The organism is Salinispora pacifica DSM 45544 (assembly GCF_000378845.1).
In the GTDB taxonomy this organism is placed as follows: Bacteria; Actinomycetota; Actinomycetes; order Mycobacteriales; family Micromonosporaceae; genus Micromonospora; species Micromonospora pacifica.
The window spans coordinates 3,164,239-3,184,652 of the sequence record NZ_KB905359.1 but is presented as its reverse complement, the minus strand read 5'-3'; the positions used below and the strand labels follow the sequence as shown (position 1 = coordinate 3,184,652).

Genomic DNA, 20,414 nt, shown 5'->3' with positions numbered 1-20,414 from the left:
GTGGCGGCGAGCGTAGGACGTGGGCTTTGTGGCAGGATGCCTCGTGCCTCCGATCAACGCCGCACCCCCCGGTGGCCTCCCGTCCTTCGTCGCGGACCTGCACATCCACTCGAAGTACTCGCGGGCGTGCAGCCGTGATCTCACCCTGCCGAACCTCGCCTGGTGGGCTCGGCGCAAGGGCGTCGCCGTCCTCGGCACCGGCGACTTCACCCACCCCGCCTGGTATGACCACCTGCGGGAGACCCTGCAGCCGGCGGAGCCGGGCCTGTACCGACTCGCTCCGGAGGCCGAACGGGAGATCGCGCGCCAGCTACCGCCGCGCCTCGCCGACGAGGCGGAGCACACCCCGGTACGGTTCATGCTCAGCGTCGAGATCTCCACGATCTACAAACGCGGCGACCGGACGCGCAAGGTGCACCACCTGGTCTACCTACCGGACCTGGCGGCGGTGGCCCGGTTCAACACGGCGCTCGGGCGGATCGGCAACCTCGGCTCGGACGGACGGCCGATCCTCGGCCTGGACTCCCGCGACCTGCTGGAGATCACCCTCGCGGCGAGCCCGGACGGCTACCTCGTACCGGCGCACATCTGGACGCCGTGGTTCTCCGCCCTCGGCTCCAAGTCCGGCTTCGACGCGATCGCCGACTGCTACGCCGACCTGGCCGAGCACATCTTCGCGGTGGAGACCGGCCTCTCCTCCGATCCGGAGATGAACTGGCGGGTCGGCAGCCTCGACCGCTACCAGCTGGTGTCGAACTCCGACGCCCACTCGCCGCCCGCGCTGGCCCGAGAGGCGACGGTCTTCAGCTCCGCCCGCGACTACTTCGCCATCCGGGAGGCGCTGCGGACCGGCGACGGCCTGGCCGGGACGATCGAGTTCTTCCCGGAAGAGGGGAAGTACCACGCGGACGGCCACCGACTCTGCGGGGTCAACTGGGCGCCGGAGCAGACCCGGGCGGCGGGCGGCCGCTGCCCGGAGTGCGGCAAGCCGCTGACCGTCGGGGTCCTCAACCGGGTGGAGGAGTTGGCCGACCGACCCGTGGGGCACCGGCCGGCGCACGCCCGGGACGTCACCCACCTGGTGCCATTGGCCGAACTCCTCGGTGAGATCAACACGGTGGGGGCGCGTTCCAAGAAGGTCGCGGGCAAGCTCAACGACCTGATCGCCGCGCTCGGCCCGGAGCTGGAGATCCTCACCCGGACGCCGCTCGCGGAGATCGACCGGGTCGGCGGCGAACTCCTCGCCGAGGGCATCCGCCGGCTTCGTCGGGGGGAGGTCCGCCGGGTCTCGGGCTTCGATGGCGAGTACGGCGTAATCACCCTCTTCGACCCGACCGAAATCCGCCCCGGTGGGGGCTCGGCAGCGCAGGAGACCCTCTTCGACGTACCCGCCGTGCCGGCGCCGCGCCGTCCCGCGGAACCGACCCCGACCCCGAAGCCGAAGGCCCGCCGCCCGGCGACGAAGCCGGAGCCGAGGCGGGTCAGCCCACCCTCGCCGCCGATCGCGCCACCCCCCTCGCCGCACGAGCCCTTCGAGCCGATGCTGTCCGGGATGGAGGAGGTCGGCACCGGCCTGCTCGACCGGTTGGACGCGATGCAGCGAGTGGCCGCGGCCGCGCCCGGCGGGCCGCTGCTGATCGTGGCCGGTCCGGGCACCGGCAAGACCCGTACGCTGACGCACCGGATCGCGTACCTCTGCGCGGAGCTGAACGTCTTCCCGGAGCGCTGCCTGGCGATCACCTTCACCCGACGCGCCGCCGAGGAGCTGCGGCACCGACTCGACGGGCTACTCGGGCCGGTCGCCGAGGACGTCACCGTCGGCACGTTCCACTCCGTCGGCCTACAGCTCCTGCGGGAGAACCATGCGGCCGCTGGCCTGCCGGCGAACTTCCGGATCGCCGACGACGCGGACCGTGCCGCCGCCCGGGCCGAGGCCGGCGACGACGACGGCACCTATCTGGCGCTGCTCCGCAAGCAGGACCTGGTCGACCTGGACGAGCTGCTCACCCTGCCGCTGACCCTGCTGCGAGCCGATCGGCGGTTGGCCGACTCCTATCGCGAACGATGGCAGTGGATCTTCGTTGACGAGTACCAGGACGTTGACGAGGTGCAGTACGAGCTCCTCCGGTTGCTCAGCCCCGCCGACGGGAACCTCTGCGCGATCGGCGACCCGGACCAGGCGATCTACTCCTTCCGGGGCGCCGATGTCCGCTACTTCCTGCGCTTCTCGCAGGACTTCACCGATGCCCGGCTGGTCCGGCTGAACCGCAACTACCGTTCGTCGGCACCGATCCTGGCCGCCGCGGTGCAGGCGATCGCCCCGACGTCGTTGGTCCGGGGCCGCCGGCTGGACCCGGCCCGACTCGACCCGGAGGCCCCGCTGCTCGGGCGGTACGCGGCCATCTCCGTCGCCGACGAGGCCACCTTCGTCGCCCGTACGGTGGACGAGTTGGTCGGTGGGCTGTCGCACCGCTCGCTGGATTCGGGGCGGATCGACGGCGCCGCGAGCACGCTCTCGTTCTCCGACATCGCGGTGCTCTACCGCACCGACGCGCAGGCCGCACCGATCGTGGACGCGCTGTCCCGGGCGAACATCCCGGTACAGAAGCGCTCTCATGACCGGCTCCGTGACCGCCCCGGCGTCGCCGAGATCGCCCGGGAGTTGCGGCACACCGGCGTCGTTGACGGTGGCCTGCCGGCTCGGGTTCGGCTCGCCGGCCAGGTGGTCGCGCAACGGTTCGCCACCCCCACCCTCGACGGTTCGGGCACCGCCGGGCCGACCGACGTACGGGTGGCGGTCGACCTGCTCACCCCGCTGGCCCGGCGCTGCGGCGATGACCTGGACCTGTTCCTGTCCCAGCTGGCGACGGGGGCGGAGGTGGACGCGCTCGATCCACGCGCGCAGGCGGTCACCCTGCTCACTCTGCATGCCGCCAAGGGGCTGGAGTTCCCGGTGGTCTTCCTGGTCGGCGCCGAGGACGGGCTGTTGCCGCTGCGCTGGCCCGGTAGCGAGCCGGACGACGACGCGGTCGCCGAAGAGCGACGGCTCTTCTTCGTGGGGGTGACCCGGGCGCAGGATCGGCTCTACCTCAGCCACGCCGCCCGGCGATTCCGGCACGGCGCCGAGTACGACTGTCGACCCTCGCCATTCTTGTCCGCAATAGATCCGGGGCTCTTCGAACGCCTCGGGGAACCGGAGTCCCGCCGCCCCAAGGATCGTCAGCTCCGCCTGGTCTGAATCGCGGCCGCCACACACTACGGTGGCGAAGGCGGCGATACCCCGAGTGTCCAGCCGCTCACACTCCCGCTGGAGGACGCGCATGCCGGACTACGAACCACCGGCCGGCCACGGTGCCGAGCCGATTCCCCCTCGGCGCCGCGGACCGCTGGTCGCGGTACTCGGCATCGTCGTGTTCCTGACCCTCGGGGTCGGGGCGGGTGGCCTCTGGTTCCGCGCCGGGGGCGACGAGACGCCGGCGGCGTCCGACCCGACCCCCAACGTCACGGTCTCGGTCTCCTCCGCCGGGCCAGCCACGTCGGCGGGGCCCGGTCTCGCGGCCCCAGACCCTTCGGCCAACCCCCGCTTCGTCGAGGTCGGCCAGTGCGTCCGCAACAACGGGCCAGCCGGCGGTAAACCCGAGCTGCTGATCACCGAGTGCGGCCCACAGACGTACGAGGTGCTGCTCCGTGTTGACGGCCCGACCACGGGCAAGAAGGACGCCGCGGCGAAATGCGCCTCCGTCGGCGGCTACACCAACTGGTTCTTCTTCGACAGTGACCTGGACACTCTCGACTTCGTGCTCTGCCTGAAACAGCGCTGAGCACCGCCGCTCGGGGGCGACCACCAACGAGGCACCGGACCACGCGCTTATCTCCACACCTAGGGCTGTCTAGCGTGGAGGCTATACAGCCCTAGAATTGACTCGACACCGGACTTCCCGACACGCCGGTAGCTCCATCTACCGAGGTCTAGCCCCACTGCTAGACAGCCCGATACTCTCCGATGCGTGGATCCGATCCGCAATCCCTACGCTCCGGGCGCCGGGCAACGCCCGCCCGAGCTGGCCGGGCGCGGGCGGGAGCTGGACGTCTTCGACATCGTGCTGGAGCGGATCGCGCGCGGCCGACCAGAGCGCAGCCTGATGCTCACCGGGCTACGCGGCGTGGGCAAGACGGTGCTGCTCAACACGCTCCGGTCGCAGGCCATCAACCGACTCTGGGGCAGCGGCAAGATCGAAATCCGGCCAGACCAGTCGCTGCGCCGACCGATCTCGGCCGCCCTCCACATGGCCGTGCGCGAGCTGGCCCCCCGGCACCGCGCTCCAGACCGGATCGACGCCTTCCTCGGTGTCCTGAAGGCCTTCGCACAACGATCCGCCCCGAGCGGGCGGGGCGGGACCTTCCCCCGGCTACGGGACCGGTGGCAACCCGGCATCGATGTCCCCGCCGCGAGCGGGCGGGCCGACTCCGGCGACATCGAGATCGACCTGGTGGAGCTGCTGACCGACGCCGCCGCGGTGGCCGCCGACGTCGGTACCGGCGTCGCCGTCTTCATCGACGAGATGCAGGACCTCGCCCCGGAGGAGGTCTCCGCGCTCTGTGCCGCCTGCCACGAGCTGTCCCAACTCGGCGCGCCACTGATCGTGGTCGGTGCCGGGCTGCCGCACCTTCCGGCTGTGCTCAGCGCGGCGAAATCGTACTCCGAACGGCTCTTCCGCTACCAGCGCATCGATCGACTCGACCGGGTCGCCGCCGACCAGGCGCTCTGCGCGCCTGCTGCGCGCGAGGAGATCGAGTACGAGCAGAAGGCGCTCGACCTGCTCTACGAGAAGTCCGGCGGCTATCCCTACTTCGTCCAGGCGTACGGAAAGACGACCTGGGACCACGCTCCCCGCTCACCGATCACCGCCGCCGACGTCCGGGTGGCGGCGCCGGACGCCGAGGCCGAACTGGCGGTGGGCTTCTTCGGCTCCCGGTTCGAGCGAGCCACTCCGGCCGAACGCGAGTACATGCGGGCGATGGCGACCCTCTCTCTGGTTGACGGTACGGACGTGGGCACCCCGGATGACATGGACGCGGCCGTGCCGACCGCCGAGATCGCCCGCGCGCTGGGGCGTAAGCCCGCAAGCCTCTCCCCGGCTCGGGACGCACTGATCAAAAAGGGTCTCATCTACTCCGGCGAACGCGGTACGGTGGCGTTCACGGTGCCCCACTTCGGCCGTTACCTCCGCACCCAGCCGGCATAGCTGGGTCGAGCCAGCCGACGGCTCGGTGACTCACACCTTCGACCACGGCGGCGGAAAGATCACCTCGCCGGGAGCGGGCGGCCCGGTGCCACCGCCGACCGAGGGCAACACCCGGGCCTGCCAGGGCTCACCGAGCCCGGACCAGGGGCTGGTGAGGCCGAGCCGGTCGGCCCGACCGAACCCGAACCGCCGGTAGAAGGCCGGATCACCCAACACCACCACGAGGCGCTCACCCAGCTCGGCGGCGGCGTCCAGGGCTGCCTGCACCACCGCGCTGCCCAGCCCGATGCGCTGCCGGTGCGGGGCGACCGCCACCGGCCCGAGGGCGAGCGCGGGCACGTCGTCGCGGTCGGAGCGAACCCGCACCCGGGTGAGCAGCGCGTAGCCGACGACCTCACCCCCGTACTCGGCCACCATGGCCAGCGCCGGCAGCCACTCCGCGCTGCCGCGCAGCTCGTCGACGAGGCCGACCTCCGGCGGGGTGGTGACATCGGGACGGGCGAACGCGCCAGCGAGGACCCGCCGAACCGCACCGGTATCTGCCGGATCCTCGGGCCGTAGTCGCATGGTGGTCACGCCGGGGACGTTACCCCTCCGGCGCCGGCCCGTCCGGGACAGTACCGCGATTCGGCGTGGCAGGCCGGGTCGACCGATCCAGATCGGTCGGTTGCCGGGGTGGCGGCGGATCCGACAGGGTATGACTGACCCATGACACCCGTGCGCTCCCTCGCCCGAGTAATGCTCAGTGGCATCCTCGTGGTCGAGGGGGCCCGCAGCCTCGCCGCCCCGGCTCGGCTGGCCCCGGCCGCCACGCCGATGGCAGACCGGGTCGCGCCCCTGCTGCGACGAGCCGTTCCCGGCGTCCCCACCGATACCGAGACCCTGATCCGCGCCAATGGAGCCGTACAGTTCGGGGCCGGCCTACTGCTCGCCACCGGACGACTCACCCGACCGGCGGCCTTGGTTCTGGCCGGCACTCTGGTGCCGGGTACTATCGCCGGACATCCCTTCTGGACTGACGTGGATCCGGGACAGCGGGTCAACAACCAACTCCATTTCCTGAAAAACCTTGGCCTATTCGGTGGGCTCTTGCTGGCCGCCGCGGACACCGCCGGGAAGCCGGGGCTGCGCTGGCGGGCCGGTCAGCGGCTCGGCCACTCCCAGCGTTGGGCGACGCGAGCTGTTCGTACCGCCCGCCGACAGGCTCGGACCGCCGTACGATCGGCAGCGACGGCTCGACGCTTCCCTGGCTGACCAGCGTCGATCCTCCTCCCGTCGCGCTCCGTCGGACCAAACAGTGAATCCGACGTACCGACCGCCCGGTGTTAACCCGGTAGAAATGTCAAAAACCAGTGTGGGATCGGACACGGTCATATAACGCGGGAGGCAAACACGTGAGGGACCGTTCTAGGCTCCGTACCGGACCAGGACGGCGAGGGCGATATTGGTACGGGGGTGGGCACTCAATGCCGACGACTCTCCGTCGGCGGGGACGCCGCCTCACCCCGGTTCGCCGTGTCCTGCAGGGGCTCGATCGTAGGACCGTCATCCGGATCGGAGTCGTGGCCGTCGTCGCGTACGCCGCCTGGCTCGCGGTCGGCGCGTTCGGGCGGCCGTACAACTTCTTCGACATGAAGATCTACCACGGTGCGGCGGTGTGGTGGGCGAACGGCCACGAGCTGTACGAGTTCATCGCGCCCGACACGACCCTCGGGTTCACCTACCCGCCCTTCGCCGGGCTCGCCATGCTCCCAATGGCGCATCTACCGGTCGGGCTGGCCGGGCTGGTGAACGCGGTGGCGAGTGTCGCCGCGCTGGCCGTGGTCCTCACCGCGCTGCTCCGCCCGATCGCCGACCGGCTCAACTATCCCCTGTGGTACGCGGTGGCGCTCGCGACGGTGCTCGCCACCGCCCTTGAGCCGTCCCGGGAGACCCTCGGCTACGGGCAGGTCAATCTGCTGCTGTTCGCACTGGTCATGGCCGACCTGGTCGGTCTGCGCTGGCGATCCCGTCGAGGCGCCCACGGCGCCCCCACCGACGGGCCGCTGCTGCGCTTCGTCTACAGCGGCGCCTGGGCGGGCGTCGGGATCGGCCTCGCCACCGCGGTGAAGCTGACCCCCGCTCTCTTCATCGCCTACCTCATGATCCCCCGCCAGTGGCGGGTGGCTACCACCGCCGTCGGCACGGTACTGACCGTGACGATCGGGTCATTCGCCGTTGTCGGCCCCGAGTCCCGGGCCTACTTCGGTGGGGTGCTCTGGCAGACCGAGCGGGTCGGTGCCGCCGACATGACCCCCAACCAGTCGCTCGCCGGCCTGCTCGCCCGCCTCCACGACTCGATCGAGACCCCGGGGCTGCTCTGGTTCACGTTCGCGATCCTGCTGCTCGCGCTCGGTCTGTCCCGGGCCGCCAACGCCCGGGCAGACGGCGACGAGCTGACGGCATTCACCCTGGTCGGGCTCACCACCAGTGTGATCAGCCCGATCTCCTGGACGCACCACCTGGTCTGGGTGATCCCCGCGATCATCGTGCTCGCCGACGCCGCCGTCCGCCGCCGGGACGCCAGCCGGGCGCTCGCCGCCCGGGCCGGCTCGGAGGCACTACCCGGAGTGAACGGTCTACGCCCCCCGATCTGGTACCCGACGCTGACCGGGCTCCGGCATGGAGCCGCTGCCGTGGTCCTCTATCTCCTCTTCCTCGTCTCGCCGATCTGGCCGTACGAGCACCAGCTGCCCGAGGTGTCGCACTATCAGGACGGTCTCTTCGGTGCCCTGATGGAGAATTCGCTGGCCCTGGCGCTGATCGTGCTGGTCGCCGCGCTGCCCTGGCGCCCCGGGGCCGAGCCGGCCTTCTACGGCGAGCGTCCAGGCCGGCCGGTCCCGCTGGCCAGCCGCCGCTGACCGTTGACCACGGACGGCGTCAGGGACAGTTCACCCACTCCTCGGTGCCGTCCGCGAACACCTGCCGCTTCCAGATCGGCAGCCGCGCCTTCACCTCGTCAACCAATCGGGCACAGGCGGCGAACGCGGCGGCTCGGTGGGCGGTGCTGACCGCCGCCACCAGTGCCGCGTCGCCGATCTCCAGTGGCCCGACCCGATGCGAGACCGCCACCGCGTACACCTCGGGGTCGGCGGCGATCTCGGCGGCGACCTCGCGCAGCACCCGCTCGGCGCTCGGGTGCCCCTCGTAGGTCAGCGCGACCACCGCTCGGCCATGGTCGTGATCCCGGACGACGCCCTGGAACGACACGACCGCGCCAGCGGCCCGGTCCGCCACCGCGCCCTCGTGTGCGGCGAGATCCAACGGTCGCTCGGTAACCTCGCCGAACGCCACGGTCGGGGCGGTCACGACCCGCGCTCCCCAGGCAGCAACGGCAGCGGCACGACCGACACCCGGTCACCCGGCTCGCCGGACGCGCCGGGGCGGATCACCGCGAACCCGTCGGCTTCGGCCAGGCCGCGCAGCATCGCCGAGCCGACGTGCCGGAGCGGATGGGCGGTGCCGGTGACTCGATCCAACCGGACCAACGCAAGGTGGGTGAAGGCGCCCCGCCCGGGAATCGGCTCGGCGAGCACCGCCTGCGGCAACTCCGGCATCAGCCGGCCGGCGAGACCGGCCAGCAGCGGTGCGACCAGCGACGCCAGGGCGATAATCGCGGACTGCGGGTTACCGGGCAGCCCGGCCACGAAGCGTACCCGGCCGTCGGTGCCGACCACCCGGGCCAGCAGCATCGGGAAGCCGGGCCGAACGGCGACGGTGTTGACCACGTACTCCGCCCCCAACGCCGCAAGTGCGGGATGCAGGTGGTCCACCGGTCCGTGCATGGTGCCGCCGGTCGTGCAGACCAGGTCGGCCTGGGTGAGCGCATCCCTGAGCGCCGCCACGTGCGCCGAGAGGGTGTCCGCCACCGGCCCGACCACGTCGGAGGGGCGCACCGCACACCCGTACCGGCGCAGCCACGCCGGCACGGCGGGACCGAGTGCGTCCCGGACCCGCCCCGCCCCGGGCGGCCCGGCCGTCAACAGTTCGTCCCCGAAGACCAGCAACGCCGCGCGCGGCTGCCGCCGTACGCGCAGGGTGTCGTGTCCGCAGGAGGCGGCCAACCCGATCACCGCCGGGTCCACGGGCGTGCCGACCGGGCACAGCTCCTCTCCGGCGGCGGCCTCCTCACCCGGCAGCCGCCACTCGGGCGACGGCCGGGGGGTGCCGGCCACCAACCCGTCCGGAGTACGGCTCGACTCCTCCACCCGCAGCACAGCGGCGGCGCCGTCGGGAACCATCGCACCGGTGGCGATCTCGACGGTGGTGCCGTCCTCGGTCAGCGGCGCCGGAACCCCGCCGGCCAGGACCCGACCCACGATCCGCCACGGACCGGCGCCACGCACCGCCCAGCCATCCACGCTGGTCGTGCGGAACGCCGGTAGGGGGGTCCGGGTGGCCAACGGCTCGGCCAGGGTATGCCCGTCGAGGTCAACGAGCGGCCGACCCACCACCGGCAGCGCGGCAGCTCGACCCACCGCATACGCCCGGGAACGCGCCTCCTCCCAGCCCGCGGGTGGGGGCGGAGCGACGGGGGCGGCGGCTGCGGCTTCCATGCTCACCCGACGAGAGTATCGGGGCGTGCACGTGCCCGTTGGTCCGCGAACCGATCAGTGGTCCCCGCCACGAAGCTGGTCAACAGCGTGGGCGAGGATCGGCCCGAGCACGGCCAGCCCGTCGCGGGCGCCACCGGTCGAGCCGGGGAGGTTCACCACCAGCGTCCGCCCCAGCACACCGGCGACTCCCCGGGACAACACCGCGGTGGGCACGCGGTCCCGGCTGTACGCGCGGATGGCCTCCGCGATGCCCGGGATCTCGTGGTCGAGCAGCGCCCGGGTCACCTCCGGGGTACGGTCCGTCGGGTTGATGCCGGTGCCACCACTGGTCACCACGACATCCACCCCCTCGGCGGCGGCGGCGCCCAGCGCCGCACCGACCGGGTCACCGTCCGGGACCACGATGACCGGCTCGTCCACCACACAGCCCAGCTCCCGCAGGCCGGCGGCGAGCAGCGGGCCGCTGGTGTCCGGGTAGACACCGGCGAAGGCCCGGTTGGAGGCGACAACCACCCGCGCCCGGATCACGGGCGGTCCTCGGGGCGGACCCACTCACCGGTCGCTCCGCCCTCCTTGCGCAGGACACGGACCGCGTCCACCGTGGCCGCCGGGTCGACGGCCTTGACCATGTCGACGAGGGCCAGGCCGGCGACCGCGACGGCGGTGAGCGCCTCCATCTCGACGCCGGTGCGGTCGGCCGTCCGGGCGGTCGCGGTGATCTCAACGGTGTCGTCGGTGAGGGTCAGGTCAACGGCGACGCCGTGTAGGGCGATCGGGTGGCAGAGCGGAATCAGGTCCGGGGTCCGTTTCGCGCCCATGATCCCGGCGAGCCGGCCAACGGCGAGCGCATCTCCCTTGGGTAGCCCATCGCGGCGCAGGAGGTCAACGACCGCACGGGTGGTGCGGAGCCGGCCGGCGGCGACGGCCAGCCGCCCGGTCACCGCCTTGGCGGAGACGTCAACCATGCGGGCTGCGCCTGCCGCGTCAACGTGGGTGAGCTGCGCGGAGTCCGTCACGACGGCGAGTCTAGTCACCGCTCTGCCGGGCTCGGCCGCCGGTTGGAACGGCCACCGGCCGGCTACCACCGCGGTCCTTCCCAGCTCGCCTGACCCGGCGCCGCCGATCTGCAAAACTGACCGCGTGACCAGCGCCGTTCCGGGCGTACGCCGCGGGTGGTCCGCCGTTGACAACGCCGCCGGTGGCCTCGCCGTCGACCTGGCCCTCTACGCCGCCTCAGCCGGATTCGCCGCAGTCACCACCCTGACCTCCGCCCTCGCCCCGCACCGCGCATGGGGCAGTGTCGCCACCGCCGGCTACCTCGTCGCCGCCGTCGTCGCCACCGCCCAGCTGCTGAGCTGGCGGCGCCGCCCCGGCTCCCCGCTGACCGGGCTCGCCACCCGCTGGGCGGTCGCCGGGCTCGCCGCCAGCACCACCGTGCTGCTGCCGGTGCTCTGGCAGAGCACCGAACGGGCCTTCGGGCGTCCCGACCGGGCGCAGGAGGAGGTCATCGTCATTGAGGACTCCGGGCGGCGGCTGATCGAGACCGGTACGCCCTATCTCAGCCGCGAGGCGATCGCCGCGCTCCCCGCCAGCGAGCAGCTCTTCGGCTACACCCCGTACCAACCGGCAATGGCCCTGTTCGGGCTGCCCCGCGCCCTCGTCGACACCGCGTTGACCGACGCCCGAGTGTGGTTCGCGCTCGCCACCGTCGCCATCCTCGCACTCGCCGGGCGCACGCTCTGGCGGTCCGGCGCCCGCGAGGCACACCGGCCCGGCAACGGCATCCTGCGCGGCGTACAGGCCGCCGCGATCCTGCCGGTCAGCGCGCTCACCCTCGCCACCGGCGGCGACGACCTACCCGTTCTCGCGCTCTGCCTGTTCGCGCTCACCCTCGCCGCCGCCGGTAAACCGGGCCGGGCCGGGGCTGCCGTGGGGTTGGCCGCTGCCCTGAAACTCTTCGCCTGGCCGGTCGCGGTGGTCTTGGCCGTCTGGGGTGCCACCCGACGGTCCGGCCGGCGGGTCCTCGCCGGCGCCCTGGGGCTGCCGGCCCTCGCCCTGCTGCCCGTTCTGCTGATCGACCCCGACGCGTTGGTCGAGAACGTGCTCCGCTTCCCGCTCGGCCAAGGCCTGGTCACCAGCCCGGCCCAGTCCCCGCTCCCGGGCCACCTGATCTCCACCGCGCTGCCCGCCGGGCGGCTACTCACCGGCGGGCTGCTGCTCGCCGTGGGGCTGGCCTTCGCCCTGCGGCTCACCCGCCGCCCGCCGCGTACGGCCGCCGCCGCGTCGCTCATCTGCGGGTACGGGCTCCTCGTCGCGCTCCTACTCATGCCTGCCAGCCGGTTCGGCTACCTGCTCTACCCGCTGGCCTTTCTGATCTGGACCCCCGCACTCGCCTGTCGGAATCCAGCAACCCGCCACGAAACCGACTAACCCGGCGTACACCTGAGAGGTGACCACCTTTCGTGACCGCGGCGACGCGGGTCGGGCACTCGCCGATCGGCTCACCGCGCTCGTCGGCGAACCCGATGTCATCGTGCTTGCCCTGGTTCGCGGCGGAGTGCCGGTGGCCGAGGTGATCGCCCGTCGACTCGAGGCCCCACTCGATGTGATCACCGTCCGTAAGCTCGGCCTTCCCGGTGCGCCCGAGGTCGCGTTCGGCGCGATCGGTCCCGGCGGGGCCCAGGTGCTCAACGAGCGGATCGCCAGCCGGCTCAGCCCGGCGGAGATCGCCGAGGTCGATCGCCAGGAGCGGGCCGAGTTGGATCGCCGGGAGCGGCTCTACCGGGCCGACCGTCCGCCGCTGGATCTCACCGACCGCACCGCCCTGATCGTCGATGACGGCCTCGCCACCGGCGCCACCGCCCGCGCCGCGGTCCAGGTCGCCCGCCACCTCGGTGCCCGACGGGTGGTGGCGGCTGCCCCGGTCGGCTCGCAGGAGGCGTACGAGTTGCTCTCCGCCGAGGCCGACCAGGTTGTCTGTCCGCAGCACCCGGCCGAGTTCACCGCGGTCAGCGCCTACTACGACGACTTCCACGAGGTCTCCGACGACGAAGTCACCGCCACGTTGACCGCGACCGCTTAGGTCAACCAGGTACGGTCAGATGATGAGCCTCACCTGTCCCAAGTGTCACGGCGAGATGCGCCAGTACGAGCGCAGTGGCGTCGTCATCGATCAGTGCAGCGAGTGCCGGGGGATCTTCCTCGACCGCGGCGAGTTGGAGAAGCTGTTCGAGGCGGAGGCTAACTGGAACCGGCAGCAGGCCGCTCCGGCACCCGCCCAGCCCAGCCAGCCCGGCGGGTACCCGCCGCCACCGCCGCAGCAGCCCGGCTACGGCACCGTGCCGCCCCCGCCGCCCGCGCACGGCTACCCCCCGGCTCCGGCCCCGGCCTACGGGAGCCACGGTCAGCACTACGGTTACCACGGGCACTACCGGCGGAAGCGGCACAAGGGCTTCCTGGGCGACCTGCTCGGCTGACACCGTACGGCGCGTCCGGAGGGACCCCGCCGCGGCAGCGCGGGCCGGGATCCTTCCGGACGCTGCCCGTTCCTTCCGCAGGCTGCGCGGTGATTCGGACGCTGCGCGGTCAGCTGACTTCGCGCACCTGATCGCTGGGTCCACTCACACGATCGCCATGTCCACGAAGCGCGACAGGTGGAGCTGCGCTGCCACCGTCACCGTGTCGGTCGGCCCGTTCCGGTGCTTGGCCACCACGAAGTCCGCCTCCCCGGCCCGCGGCGACTCCTTGTCGTAGTAGTCGTCACGGTGCAGCAGGATGACGACGTCGGCGTCCTGCTCGATGGAGCCGGACTCCCGCAGGTCGGAGAGCTGGGGCCGTTTGTCGGTCCGCTGTTCGGGGCCACGGTTCAGCTGGCTGACCGCGATGACCGGGCACTCGACCTCCTTCGCGAGGAGCTTGAGGCCACGGGACAGGTCGGCGACCTCCTGCTGCCGGCTCTCCGTACGCTTCGGCGAGGTCATCAGCTGGAGGTAGTCGACGACGATGAGCTTCAGATCGTGTCGCTGCTTGAGACGTCGCGCCTTGGCCCGGATTTCCATCAGGTTCATGCTCGGCGTGTCGTCCACGAAGAGCGGCGCCTCACTGATCTCACCCATGCAGCGGGCGAGCTTCGTCCAGTCGTCGTCGGAGAGCTGACCGCTGCGCAGCACGTGCAGGGGCACCCGGGCCTCGGCCGAGAGAAGTCGCATGACGATCTCGACCTTGCTCATCTCCAGCGAGAAGATCGCCGCAGCCTGGTTGGCGCGAATCGCTGCATTCCGCGCGAAGTCCATGCTTGCCGTGGACTTCCCCAGGCCGGGCCGCCCGGCGACGATGATGAGCTGGCCGGCCTGCAGACCGTTGAGGAGTCGGTCGAGGTCGGTGAAGCCGGTGGGAACGCCGGTCATCATGCCGTGCTGGGCGCCAACCGCCTCGATCTCGTCGAGCGTGGGCTGGAGCATGTCGGCGAGGATGGCGAAGTCCTCGCTGACCCGCCGCTCCGTGACGTCGTAGACGGCCTGCTGGGCGAGGTCAACGACGTCATCCACGTCCCGGCTGCCGCTGGCGGCGGTACCGAATCCGAGTTGCACGATCCGGGTGCCGGCCTCGACCAGCCGCCGGAGCACAGCCCGTTCGCTGACAATCCGGGCGTAGTAGGCGGCGTTGGCCGCGGTGGGCACACTGGCGATCAGGGTGTGCAGGTACGGTGCGCCCCCGATCCGGACCAGGTCGCCGGAGTCGGCCAGGGCCGCCGCGACCGTGATCGAATCAGCGGGCTCGCCCCGGCCGTAAATCTCGAGAATCGTGTCGAAGACGGTGGCGTGGACGGGTCGGTAGAAGTCGTTGCTCTTGAGAATCTCGACCACGTCGGCGATCGCGTCCTTGGACAGGAGCATCCCGCCCAGCACACACTGCTCGGCGGCGATGTCCTGCGGTGGGGTCTTCTCGAACTGGCCGTCCCGCTGCACCGGCACCGATGTCGGCCCACCAGAACGCGGTTCGGCTGCCATCTCGTCGGCGACCGACACGGCTCCCCCTTCACACCGTCAGCTCATCGACCTGGCTCCACCGCGGAGTCACGGCCTTCTCGACCCGCAGGGCGATCGGGGGCCATCGTGCGGCGGGTCGGTTGGCAACCATACGGAAGACGAGCAGGACGCCTCAACAGCAGCGGTGGACGAGTCTCGGGACAACCTGTGGATAGCAGGGGGCAGGCATGTGTGCAGCTTGTGCACAGCCTGTGGATAACTGTGGAAGAGTCTCCCTCAACACCACTCTGAGCTGGAAAAACAGCATCCACACCCTGTGGATAAAAGAAAATCGGTCAGCCGCCGGGCTGGGATACCGGCGCCAGTTCGGCCCGAGGCACGATACCGATCGAGCCGGGACGGGATACGGATCGGGCCCGCGCCGAGTACGGCGCGGGCCCGATCGGTGGTGCGGGTGGTTGTCAGCTCTGAACGACGTTCAGGTCGAACGCGGCGGTCACCTCGGGGTGCAGCTTGATCCGCACCGGGTAGGAGCCGAGCGACTTGATGTGCCTGGGCAGCTCAAGCCGACGACGGTCCAGCGTCGGGCCGCCAGCGGCCTTGACGGCCGCGACGATCTCGGCCGCGGTGACCGAACCGAAGAGCCGACCGCCCTCGCCGGCGCGGGCCTTCAGGGCTACCTTCAGCCCTTCGAGCTGGCCCTTGACCTCGTTGGCGTGGCCGAGGTCACGAATCTCGCGGGCCGACCGGGCCCGCTTGATCAGCGTGACCTGCTTCTCCGCGCCCTTGGTCCAGGCGATCGCGAAGCCCTGGGGCAGCAGGTAGTTACGGCCGTAGCCGTTCTTGACCTCCACGATGTCCCCTGGGGCACCGAGGCCGGATACCTCCTGAGTCAGGATGATCTTCATGTCGGCGCCTCCCCTCAGCGAGCCGTCGCCGTGTACGGCAAGAGCGCCATCTCGCGGGCGTTCTTGACCGCACGGGCGATCTGCCGCTGCTGCTGCGAGGTCACGCCAGTCACTCGCCGGGCACGGATCTTGCCCCGGTCGGAGATGAACTTGCGCAGCAGCGCAGTGTCCTTGTAATCGATATAGGTGATCCCGTCCTTGTCTAGCGGGTTCACCTTCTTCTTCGGCTTGCGAAGTGCCGCAGCCTTGGCCATTGACCTTGCTCCTGGTTTGCGATTGCGGGCGCTCGGCGCCATCAGAACGGAGGCTCCTCGTCGAAGTTGCCACCACCGGACCCGCCGCGCGAGGGCGCGGGAGCAGGAGCAGGAGCGGCCGAGGCCCACGGGTCGTCGAAGTTGCCTCCGCCGCCCTGGCCACCACCGCCGCCAAAACCACCACCGCCCGAGCGGGACATCTTCTGCACCTTCGCCGTGGCGTAGCGCAGCGACGGGCCGATCTCGTCGACCTCCAGCTCGATTACCGTGCGCTTCTCACCCTCGCGGGTCTCGTACGACCGCTGCCGCAGCCGACCGGACACGATCACGCGGGTGCCGCGCTGCAGCGACTCCGCGACGTGCTCGGCGGCCTGCCGCCACACGGTGCACGAGAGGAACAACGGCTCGCCGTCCTTCCACTCGCTGGACGACTTGTCGAAGAACCGGGGCGTCGAGGCGACCCGGAACTTGGCGACCGCCGCCCCGGAGGGGGTGAATCGCAACTCGGGGTCATCGGTCAGATTGCCGATGACCGTGATGATGGTTTCTCCTGCCATGACCATCTCCTCGCGCACTCATCGTCTCGCCGTACAGGCTGACAGAGCCGTCCGACAATGCCGACGAGGCTGATCCGGGGGTGTCGGGGTTGGGGGTCGGGGTGCGCCTCAGCGCACTTCCGGCCGAATAACCTTGGTACGCAGCACCGACTCGTTGAGCCGCAGCTGACGGTCCAGCTCGGCCACCGCTGCTGGCGTCGCCTGCAGGTCGATGACGGCGTAGATCCCCTCGGTCTTCTTGTTGATCTCGTACGCGAGGCGCCGGCGGCCCCACACATCGGTCTTCTCGACCGAGCCACCCGCGGTCCGAATCACGTTCAGGTACGTGTCGAGCGACGGAGCGACGGTGCGCTCCTCAAGGCTGGAGTCGAGGATCACCATGATCTCGTAATGACGCAAGACGTGCTCACCTCCTATGGGCTAGGACGGCCACGGTCCTTCCGTGGCAGGAGGTCGTGCGTCGTGGCCCACCCGGAACCGGGGGGACCCGGCCGGACGTGGACAACCGAACCAGGATACCCGGCCCGAACGATCATGCCCGGGGTGGTGGAAGTGCCCCCGAACATGGTTCACGGGGGGCCCGGCCAAGACGTCGATGTCGAGGCGAGCCCCCCGTGAACCAGAGACCGCGGGGTGTCGTGTCCGCATTCCTTGGGTGGGACCTGGGGAGGAACGACCACACCGATGAGGTTGGACCGGCGACACCCCGCGGGGCTTCATCATGTTGTTTCCCGACCATATCCTTAATGTGCAGGACTTGTCGGAGAATTCGGTAAATCTCAGACAATCTACTAGTCCAAGCTCACAGAACCGTCCATCCCACCTCGTTCAACGACGACTGATCACTGCGGTGACGCACCTCTGACCACGCCGGTTACGCGCGTCGCCGCACTGCGGTCGCCGTCGGTCGGTGAACTCGACGTAGGCTCCCCAGCATGCGTATCGGAGCCCACGTCGATTCGTCCGACCCACTGGCGGAGGCGACCGCCAGAGCCGCCGACACCGCGCAGTTCTTCCTCTCCGACCCGCAGGGTTGGAAGACGCCGAAGCCGCGGGCGGACGCCGACCGGCTGCGCAGCGCCGAGGTGGACCTCTACGTGCACGCACCGTATGTGATCAACCTGGCCACGTTGAACAACCGCATCCGGATCCCCAGCCGGAAGCTCCTGCTCGCGCACGCCCGAGCCGCCGCCGCTGTCGGAGCCCGTGGCCTGATCGTGCACGGGGGCCACGTCAACGCCGGCGACGACCTCGCCACCGGGTTCGACAACTGGCGCAAAGCCTTCGCGTACGCGGCGGAATCCGGCGGCTTCGGCGTACCGGTGCTGATCGAGAACACCGCCGGCGGGACGAACGCCTGCGCCCGCCGACTGGACGCGCTCGCCCGGCTCTGGGACACGATCGGCGATCACGAGGTGGGCTTCTGCCTGGACACCTGCCACGCGTACGCGGGCGGTGAGGAGTTGCTCGGGCTGGTCGACCGGGTCAAGGCGATCACCGGGCGGATCGACCTGATCCACGCCAACAACTCCAAGGGCGCCTTCAACTCGGGCCAGGACCGACACGACAACCTGACCGGCGGCACGATCGACCCGGAGCAGCTGGTGGCGGTGATCCGCGCGGCGGGCGCCCCGGTGGTGGTCGAGACACCCGGCGGGGCGGACGGCCAAGCAGCCGACATCACCTTCCTCCGGGAGCAGCTCGGCGTGCCGGGTCCGACCGGATGACCATCGGACGCCCTGGCGGCCCACCGCCACCGAATCCCAAGGCGGCCAGCACCGCCGGTGACCGAAAGCCCAAGACCATCATGGACAAGCTCGAAGCCGGCCCGGGTAACGCCGGATCACCCAAGGACGACGCCACGGCCGCCGACACCGCCAAACCCACCAGCACCGCCACCGCGGAGAGCACCACCGCGGGCAGCGCGGACACCGCCACCAAGAGCACCACCGCGGACACCACTGCTGGCGGCAGCGCCGCCGGGCGCGGCGACGCCTCCTCTTCGGACGGCACCGCTACTTCTGCTGGCAGCACCGCCGAGGGCAGCACAGAAAAGGATGCGAAGGGCGCTAAGGGCGACAAGGAGAAACAGGATCCGTTCGCGTCCTTCGGCCCCGCTCCGACCCCGGTACCGACCCGGATCGGCCGGGCAACCCGCTCCGTTGGCCGGTTCCTGACCCACGAGTGGATGCTCGCAGCGCTCGGCTCGCTGGCCCTGGCCGTCGCGATGACCTGGCCGACACTGCGCTACCCGCGCTACACCCTGCCCCAGGACTACTGGGATCCGAGCCTGCAGGCATGGCAGATGGCCTGGTCCGGGCACGCGCTGTTGACCGACCCGGGCCGGCTGTTGCACGCCAACGCGTTCTTCCCGGAACGGTGGAGCTTCGTCTTCTCCGACACCCTGCTGGGGTACGCCCCAGCGGGGATGATCGGCACCGGCCCCGAAGCCGCCCTGCTCCGATACAACATCATGTTCGTGCTGGCCCACGCCCTCGCCACGTTCGGGGCGTACGTGCTGGCCCGGCAGTTGGGGTCGGGCCGGATCGGCGCCGCGGTCGCCGGAGTTACCTACACGTACGCACCCTGGTTGCTGGCCCAGGCCGGGCACCTGAACGTCATCTCCAACGGTGGCATCCCGCTGGCGCTGGCGATGCTCGCTCGGGGGCATGGCTGGTCGCTGCGGCACGGCTACCGACCGGAGAAGCGACGGGTCGGTTGGGTGTACGCCGGCTGGCTGGTCGCCGCCTGGCAGCTCAGCCTCGGCTTCGGCATCGGGCTGCCGTTCGCGTACGTCCTCGCCGGGACCGGGCTGGCCGCCACGGTGACCTGGTTCCTGCGACGCTGGGTCGTCCGCCCGGTGCGACGCCCCTTCGGTCGGCGGCTGTTCGCCGCCAACGTGGTCGGCGGGCTGATCTTCGCTGCGGTTGGCGCGTTGCTCGCACTCCCCTACTTCACCGTCGTCGAGCTGCATCCGCAGGCGGAGCGGACCGTCGCCGACCTCGCCTGGTTCTCTCCACCCGCGACGGGCTTCCTCACCGCGCCGGCCGAGTCGCGAATCTGGGGTGACCTGCACGAGGGGGCTCGGTCGACGCTGCCCTGGCAACCGGAGATGACCTTGCTGCCCGGGTACGTGCTCTACGCGCTCGCCCTGGGCGGCCTCTTCTTCTCGGTGTGGCGGGTCCGGCACCGGCTCCTGCTGCTGGCGGGGGTCGTGGTCAGCATGGTGCTGGCGATGGGCACCGAACTATTCGACGGGCGGTACACCTACGTGCCGCTCTTCGAGTACCTGCCCGGGTGGAACGGCCTCCGTACGCCGGGTCGGCTGATGCTCTGGACGACCCTGCTGCTCGGACTCCTCGCGGCCGGCGCGGTAAGCGCCTTCGCCGGCCGGGTCCGGAAGATCTCCGCCGCCCGGATCCCATCCTGGCCGAACCCGTGGCTGCGGTTGGCCACGCTGCTGCCACTGCTGTTGGTGACCGCCGAGGGGCTGAACCGCACCCCGCACCCGGTCGTCCCGGTGCAGCCCGCGGCGATGCGCACGGTGGACGGCCCGCTGCTGGTGCTGCCGAGCGACCCGAATCGCGACCAGCCGGTCATGCTCTGGTCAACCACCCACTTCCAGGACCTCGTCAACGGGGGGAGTGGCTTCACCCCGGCCCTGGTCGAGGAGGTGCGTCAGGCGACGATCACATTCCCCGACCAGGCCAGCGTCGACTACCTGCGCACCCTGGGCGTTCGCAACGTCCTGATCCCTCGGGATCAGGTGGCCGGCACGCCCTGGGAGTTCACCATCGACGCACCGGTTGACGCGCTCGGCATCACCCGGGAGGAGATCGGCGACGTGGTCGTCTACCGCCTGTGAC

At 70.9% G+C, this 20,414-nt stretch carries 20 protein-coding genes; 10 read left to right on the top strand and 10 right to left on the bottom strand.

Translation table 11 applies throughout. The features are described from left to right. Nucleotides 1-43: 43 nt before the first annotated feature. From SALPAC3_RS0114470 to SALPAC3_RS0114460, 3 genes are all read left to right on the top strand, one after another. Entirely contained in the window at nucleotides 44-3,238 is a 3,195-nt protein-coding gene (locus tag SALPAC3_RS0114470) for a UvrD-helicase domain-containing protein (RefSeq protein ID WP_018221939.1), read from the top strand. Nucleotides 3,239-3,320: 82 nt separating this feature from the next. Beyond that, on the top strand, nucleotides 3,321-3,821 hold the full coding sequence (locus tag SALPAC3_RS0114465) for an LppU/SCO3897 family protein (RefSeq protein WP_018221938.1): 501 nt from the start codon (nucleotides 3,321-3,323) through the stop codon (nucleotides 3,819-3,821). A gap of 186 nt (nucleotides 3,822-4,007) precedes the next feature. Further along, nucleotides 4,008-5,246 carry an ATP-binding protein gene (locus SALPAC3_RS0114460; RefSeq protein ID WP_018221937.1) on the top strand — a complete coding sequence of 413 codons (1,239 nt, stop codon included), beginning with the start codon at nucleotides 4,008-4,010 and terminating at the stop codon, nucleotides 5,244-5,246. Nucleotides 5,247-5,276: 30 nt separating this feature from the next. On the opposite strand, the gene SALPAC3_RS0114455 is transcribed toward SALPAC3_RS0114460, so the two are convergent. Beyond that, complete coding sequence (locus SALPAC3_RS0114455) at nucleotides 5,277-5,813, bottom strand: GNAT family N-acetyltransferase (RefSeq protein WP_033660614.1); 537 nt, start codon at nucleotides 5,811-5,813, stop codon at nucleotides 5,277-5,279. Between the two features lie 141 nt (nucleotides 5,814-5,954). Here SALPAC3_RS0114455 and SALPAC3_RS0114450 point away from each other — a divergent pair, with 141 nt between their 5' ends. After that, nucleotides 5,955-6,500, top strand: a complete 546-nt coding sequence (locus SALPAC3_RS0114450; RefSeq protein WP_026185568.1) for a DoxX family protein — start codon at nucleotides 5,955-5,957, stop codon at nucleotides 6,498-6,500. A gap of 212 nt (nucleotides 6,501-6,712) precedes the next feature. After that, nucleotides 6,713-8,146 (top strand): glycosyltransferase 87 family protein, encoded by a 1,434-nt coding sequence (locus SALPAC3_RS0114445; RefSeq protein WP_026185567.1) that lies wholly within the window; start codon nucleotides 6,713-6,715, stop codon nucleotides 8,144-8,146. Between the two features lie 19 nt (nucleotides 8,147-8,165). On the opposite strand, the gene SALPAC3_RS0114440 is transcribed toward SALPAC3_RS0114445, so the two are convergent. From SALPAC3_RS0114440 to moaC, 4 genes are read right to left on the bottom strand one after another with little or no spacing between them, the layout of a single operon-like run. Then, the gene (locus SALPAC3_RS0114440) at nucleotides 8,166-8,594 is read right to left on the bottom strand and encodes a molybdenum cofactor biosynthesis protein MoaE (RefSeq protein ID WP_018221933.1); all 429 of its coding nucleotides are present in this window, start codon (nucleotides 8,592-8,594) and stop codon (nucleotides 8,166-8,168) included. Further along, the gene (locus SALPAC3_RS0114435; RefSeq protein ID WP_018812330.1) at nucleotides 8,591-9,841 is read right to left on the bottom strand and encodes a molybdopterin molybdotransferase MoeA; all 1,251 of its coding nucleotides are present in this window, start codon (nucleotides 9,839-9,841) and stop codon (nucleotides 8,591-8,593) included. The genes SALPAC3_RS0114440 and SALPAC3_RS0114435 overlap by 4 nt, the downstream gene beginning before the upstream one ends. Nucleotides 9,842-9,895: 54 nt before the next feature. Further along, complete coding sequence (locus tag SALPAC3_RS0114430) at nucleotides 9,896-10,369, bottom strand: MogA/MoaB family molybdenum cofactor biosynthesis protein (RefSeq protein WP_018221931.1); 474 nt, start codon at nucleotides 10,367-10,369, stop codon at nucleotides 9,896-9,898. Then, a complete protein-coding gene (gene moaC / locus SALPAC3_RS0114425) occupies nucleotides 10,366-10,857 on the bottom strand; it encodes a cyclic pyranopterin monophosphate synthase MoaC (RefSeq protein WP_026185566.1) in 492 nt (163 codons plus the stop codon). Before moaC ends, SALPAC3_RS0114430 begins: the two co-directional genes overlap by 4 nt. Nucleotides 10,858-10,981: 124 nt before the next feature. Here moaC and SALPAC3_RS0114420 point away from each other — a divergent pair, with 124 nt between their 5' ends. Genes SALPAC3_RS0114420 through SALPAC3_RS0114410 form a run of 3 tightly spaced genes read left to right on the top strand, consistent with a single transcriptional unit; the run spans nucleotide 10,982 to nucleotide 13,317 of the window. After that, complete coding sequence (locus tag SALPAC3_RS0114420; RefSeq protein ID WP_018221929.1) at nucleotides 10,982-12,271, top strand: glycosyltransferase 87 family protein; 1,290 nt, start codon at nucleotides 10,982-10,984, stop codon at nucleotides 12,269-12,271. 19 nt (nucleotides 12,272-12,290) lie between these two features. Next, entirely contained in the window at nucleotides 12,291-12,923 is a 633-nt protein-coding gene (locus SALPAC3_RS0114415) for a phosphoribosyltransferase (RefSeq protein WP_018221928.1), read from the top strand. A 19-nt stretch (nucleotides 12,924-12,942) separates the two neighbouring features. Then, nucleotides 12,943-13,317, top strand: coding sequence for a TFIIB-type zinc ribbon-containing protein (locus SALPAC3_RS0114410; RefSeq protein ID WP_018812333.1), 375 nt, complete (start codon nucleotides 12,943-12,945; stop codon nucleotides 13,315-13,317). 144 nt (nucleotides 13,318-13,461) lie between these two features. On the opposite strand, the gene dnaB is transcribed toward SALPAC3_RS0114410, so the two are convergent. The 5 genes from dnaB to rpsF all read right to left on the bottom strand — a co-directional run bounded on the left by dnaB (nucleotide 13,462) and on the right by rpsF (nucleotide 16,947). Further along, on the bottom strand, nucleotides 13,462-14,868 hold the full coding sequence (gene dnaB, locus SALPAC3_RS0114405; RefSeq protein ID WP_018221926.1) for a replicative DNA helicase: 1,407 nt from the start codon (nucleotides 14,866-14,868) through the stop codon (nucleotides 13,462-13,464). Nucleotides 14,869-15,290: 422 nt separating this feature from the next. After that, nucleotides 15,291-15,737: a 50S ribosomal protein L9 gene (gene rplI, locus SALPAC3_RS0114395; RefSeq protein WP_018221924.1), complete on the bottom strand. Its 447-nt coding sequence runs from the start codon at nucleotides 15,735-15,737 to the stop codon at nucleotides 15,291-15,293. 14 nt (nucleotides 15,738-15,751) lie between these two features. Then, complete coding sequence (rpsR, locus tag SALPAC3_RS0114390) at nucleotides 15,752-15,991, bottom strand: 30S ribosomal protein S18 (protein ID WP_007073789.1); 240 nt, start codon at nucleotides 15,989-15,991, stop codon at nucleotides 15,752-15,754. Between the two features lie 41 nt (nucleotides 15,992-16,032). Then, on the bottom strand, nucleotides 16,033-16,566 hold the full coding sequence (locus SALPAC3_RS0114385; protein ID WP_018221923.1) for a single-stranded DNA-binding protein: 534 nt from the start codon (nucleotides 16,564-16,566) through the stop codon (nucleotides 16,033-16,035). A 90-nt stretch (nucleotides 16,567-16,656) separates the two neighbouring features. Further along, on the bottom strand, nucleotides 16,657-16,947 hold the full coding sequence (gene rpsF / locus SALPAC3_RS0114380; protein WP_025618049.1) for a 30S ribosomal protein S6: 291 nt from the start codon (nucleotides 16,945-16,947) through the stop codon (nucleotides 16,657-16,659). 536 nt (nucleotides 16,948-17,483) lie between these two features. Between rpsF and SALPAC3_RS0114375 the strand changes: the two genes are divergently transcribed. Both SALPAC3_RS0114375 and SALPAC3_RS0114370 read left to right on the top strand, forming a co-directional pair. Continuing rightward, a complete protein-coding gene (locus SALPAC3_RS0114375; protein ID WP_018221922.1) occupies nucleotides 17,484-18,275 on the top strand; it encodes a deoxyribonuclease IV in 792 nt (263 codons plus the stop codon). Further along, entirely contained in the window at nucleotides 18,272-20,413 is a 2,142-nt protein-coding gene (locus SALPAC3_RS0114370; protein WP_018221921.1) for a hypothetical protein, read from the top strand. The genes SALPAC3_RS0114375 and SALPAC3_RS0114370 overlap by 4 nt, the downstream gene beginning before the upstream one ends. Nucleotide 20,414: the final 1 nt, after the last annotated feature.

Excerpts from the sequence above, each read along its gene's own strand:
- SALPAC3_RS0114465 (WP_018221938.1), top strand. The coding sequence starts at position 3,321 with ATGCCGGACTACGAACCACCGGCCGGCCACGGTGCCGAGCCGATTCCC.
- rpsR (WP_007073789.1), bottom strand. The coding sequence starts at position 15,991 with ATGGCCAAGGCTGCGGCACTTCGCAAGCCGAAGAAGAAGGTGAACCCG.
- SALPAC3_RS0114410 (WP_018812333.1), top strand. The coding sequence starts at position 12,943 with ATGATGAGCCTCACCTGTCCCAAGTGTCACGGCGAGATGCGCCAGTAC.
- SALPAC3_RS0114435 (WP_018812330.1), bottom strand. The coding sequence starts at position 9,841 with ATGGAAGCCGCAGCCGCCGCCCCCGTCGCTCCGCCCCCACCCGCGGGC.
- SALPAC3_RS0114445 (WP_026185567.1), top strand. The coding sequence starts at position 6,713 with ATGCCGACGACTCTCCGTCGGCGGGGACGCCGCCTCACCCCGGTTCGC.
- SALPAC3_RS0114375 (WP_018221922.1), top strand. The coding sequence starts at position 17,484 with ATGCGTATCGGAGCCCACGTCGATTCGTCCGACCCACTGGCGGAGGCG.
- rplI (WP_018221924.1), bottom strand. The coding sequence starts at position 15,737 with ATGAAGATCATCCTGACTCAGGAGGTATCCGGCCTCGGTGCCCCAGGG.
- SALPAC3_RS0114450 (WP_026185568.1), top strand. The coding sequence starts at position 5,955 with ATGACACCCGTGCGCTCCCTCGCCCGAGTAATGCTCAGTGGCATCCTC.
- SALPAC3_RS0114370 (WP_018221921.1), top strand. The coding sequence starts at position 18,272 with ATGACCATCGGACGCCCTGGCGGCCCACCGCCACCGAATCCCAAGGCG.
- SALPAC3_RS0114455 (WP_033660614.1), bottom strand. The coding sequence starts at position 5,813 with ATGCGACTACGGCCCGAGGATCCGGCAGATACCGGTGCGGTTCGGCGG.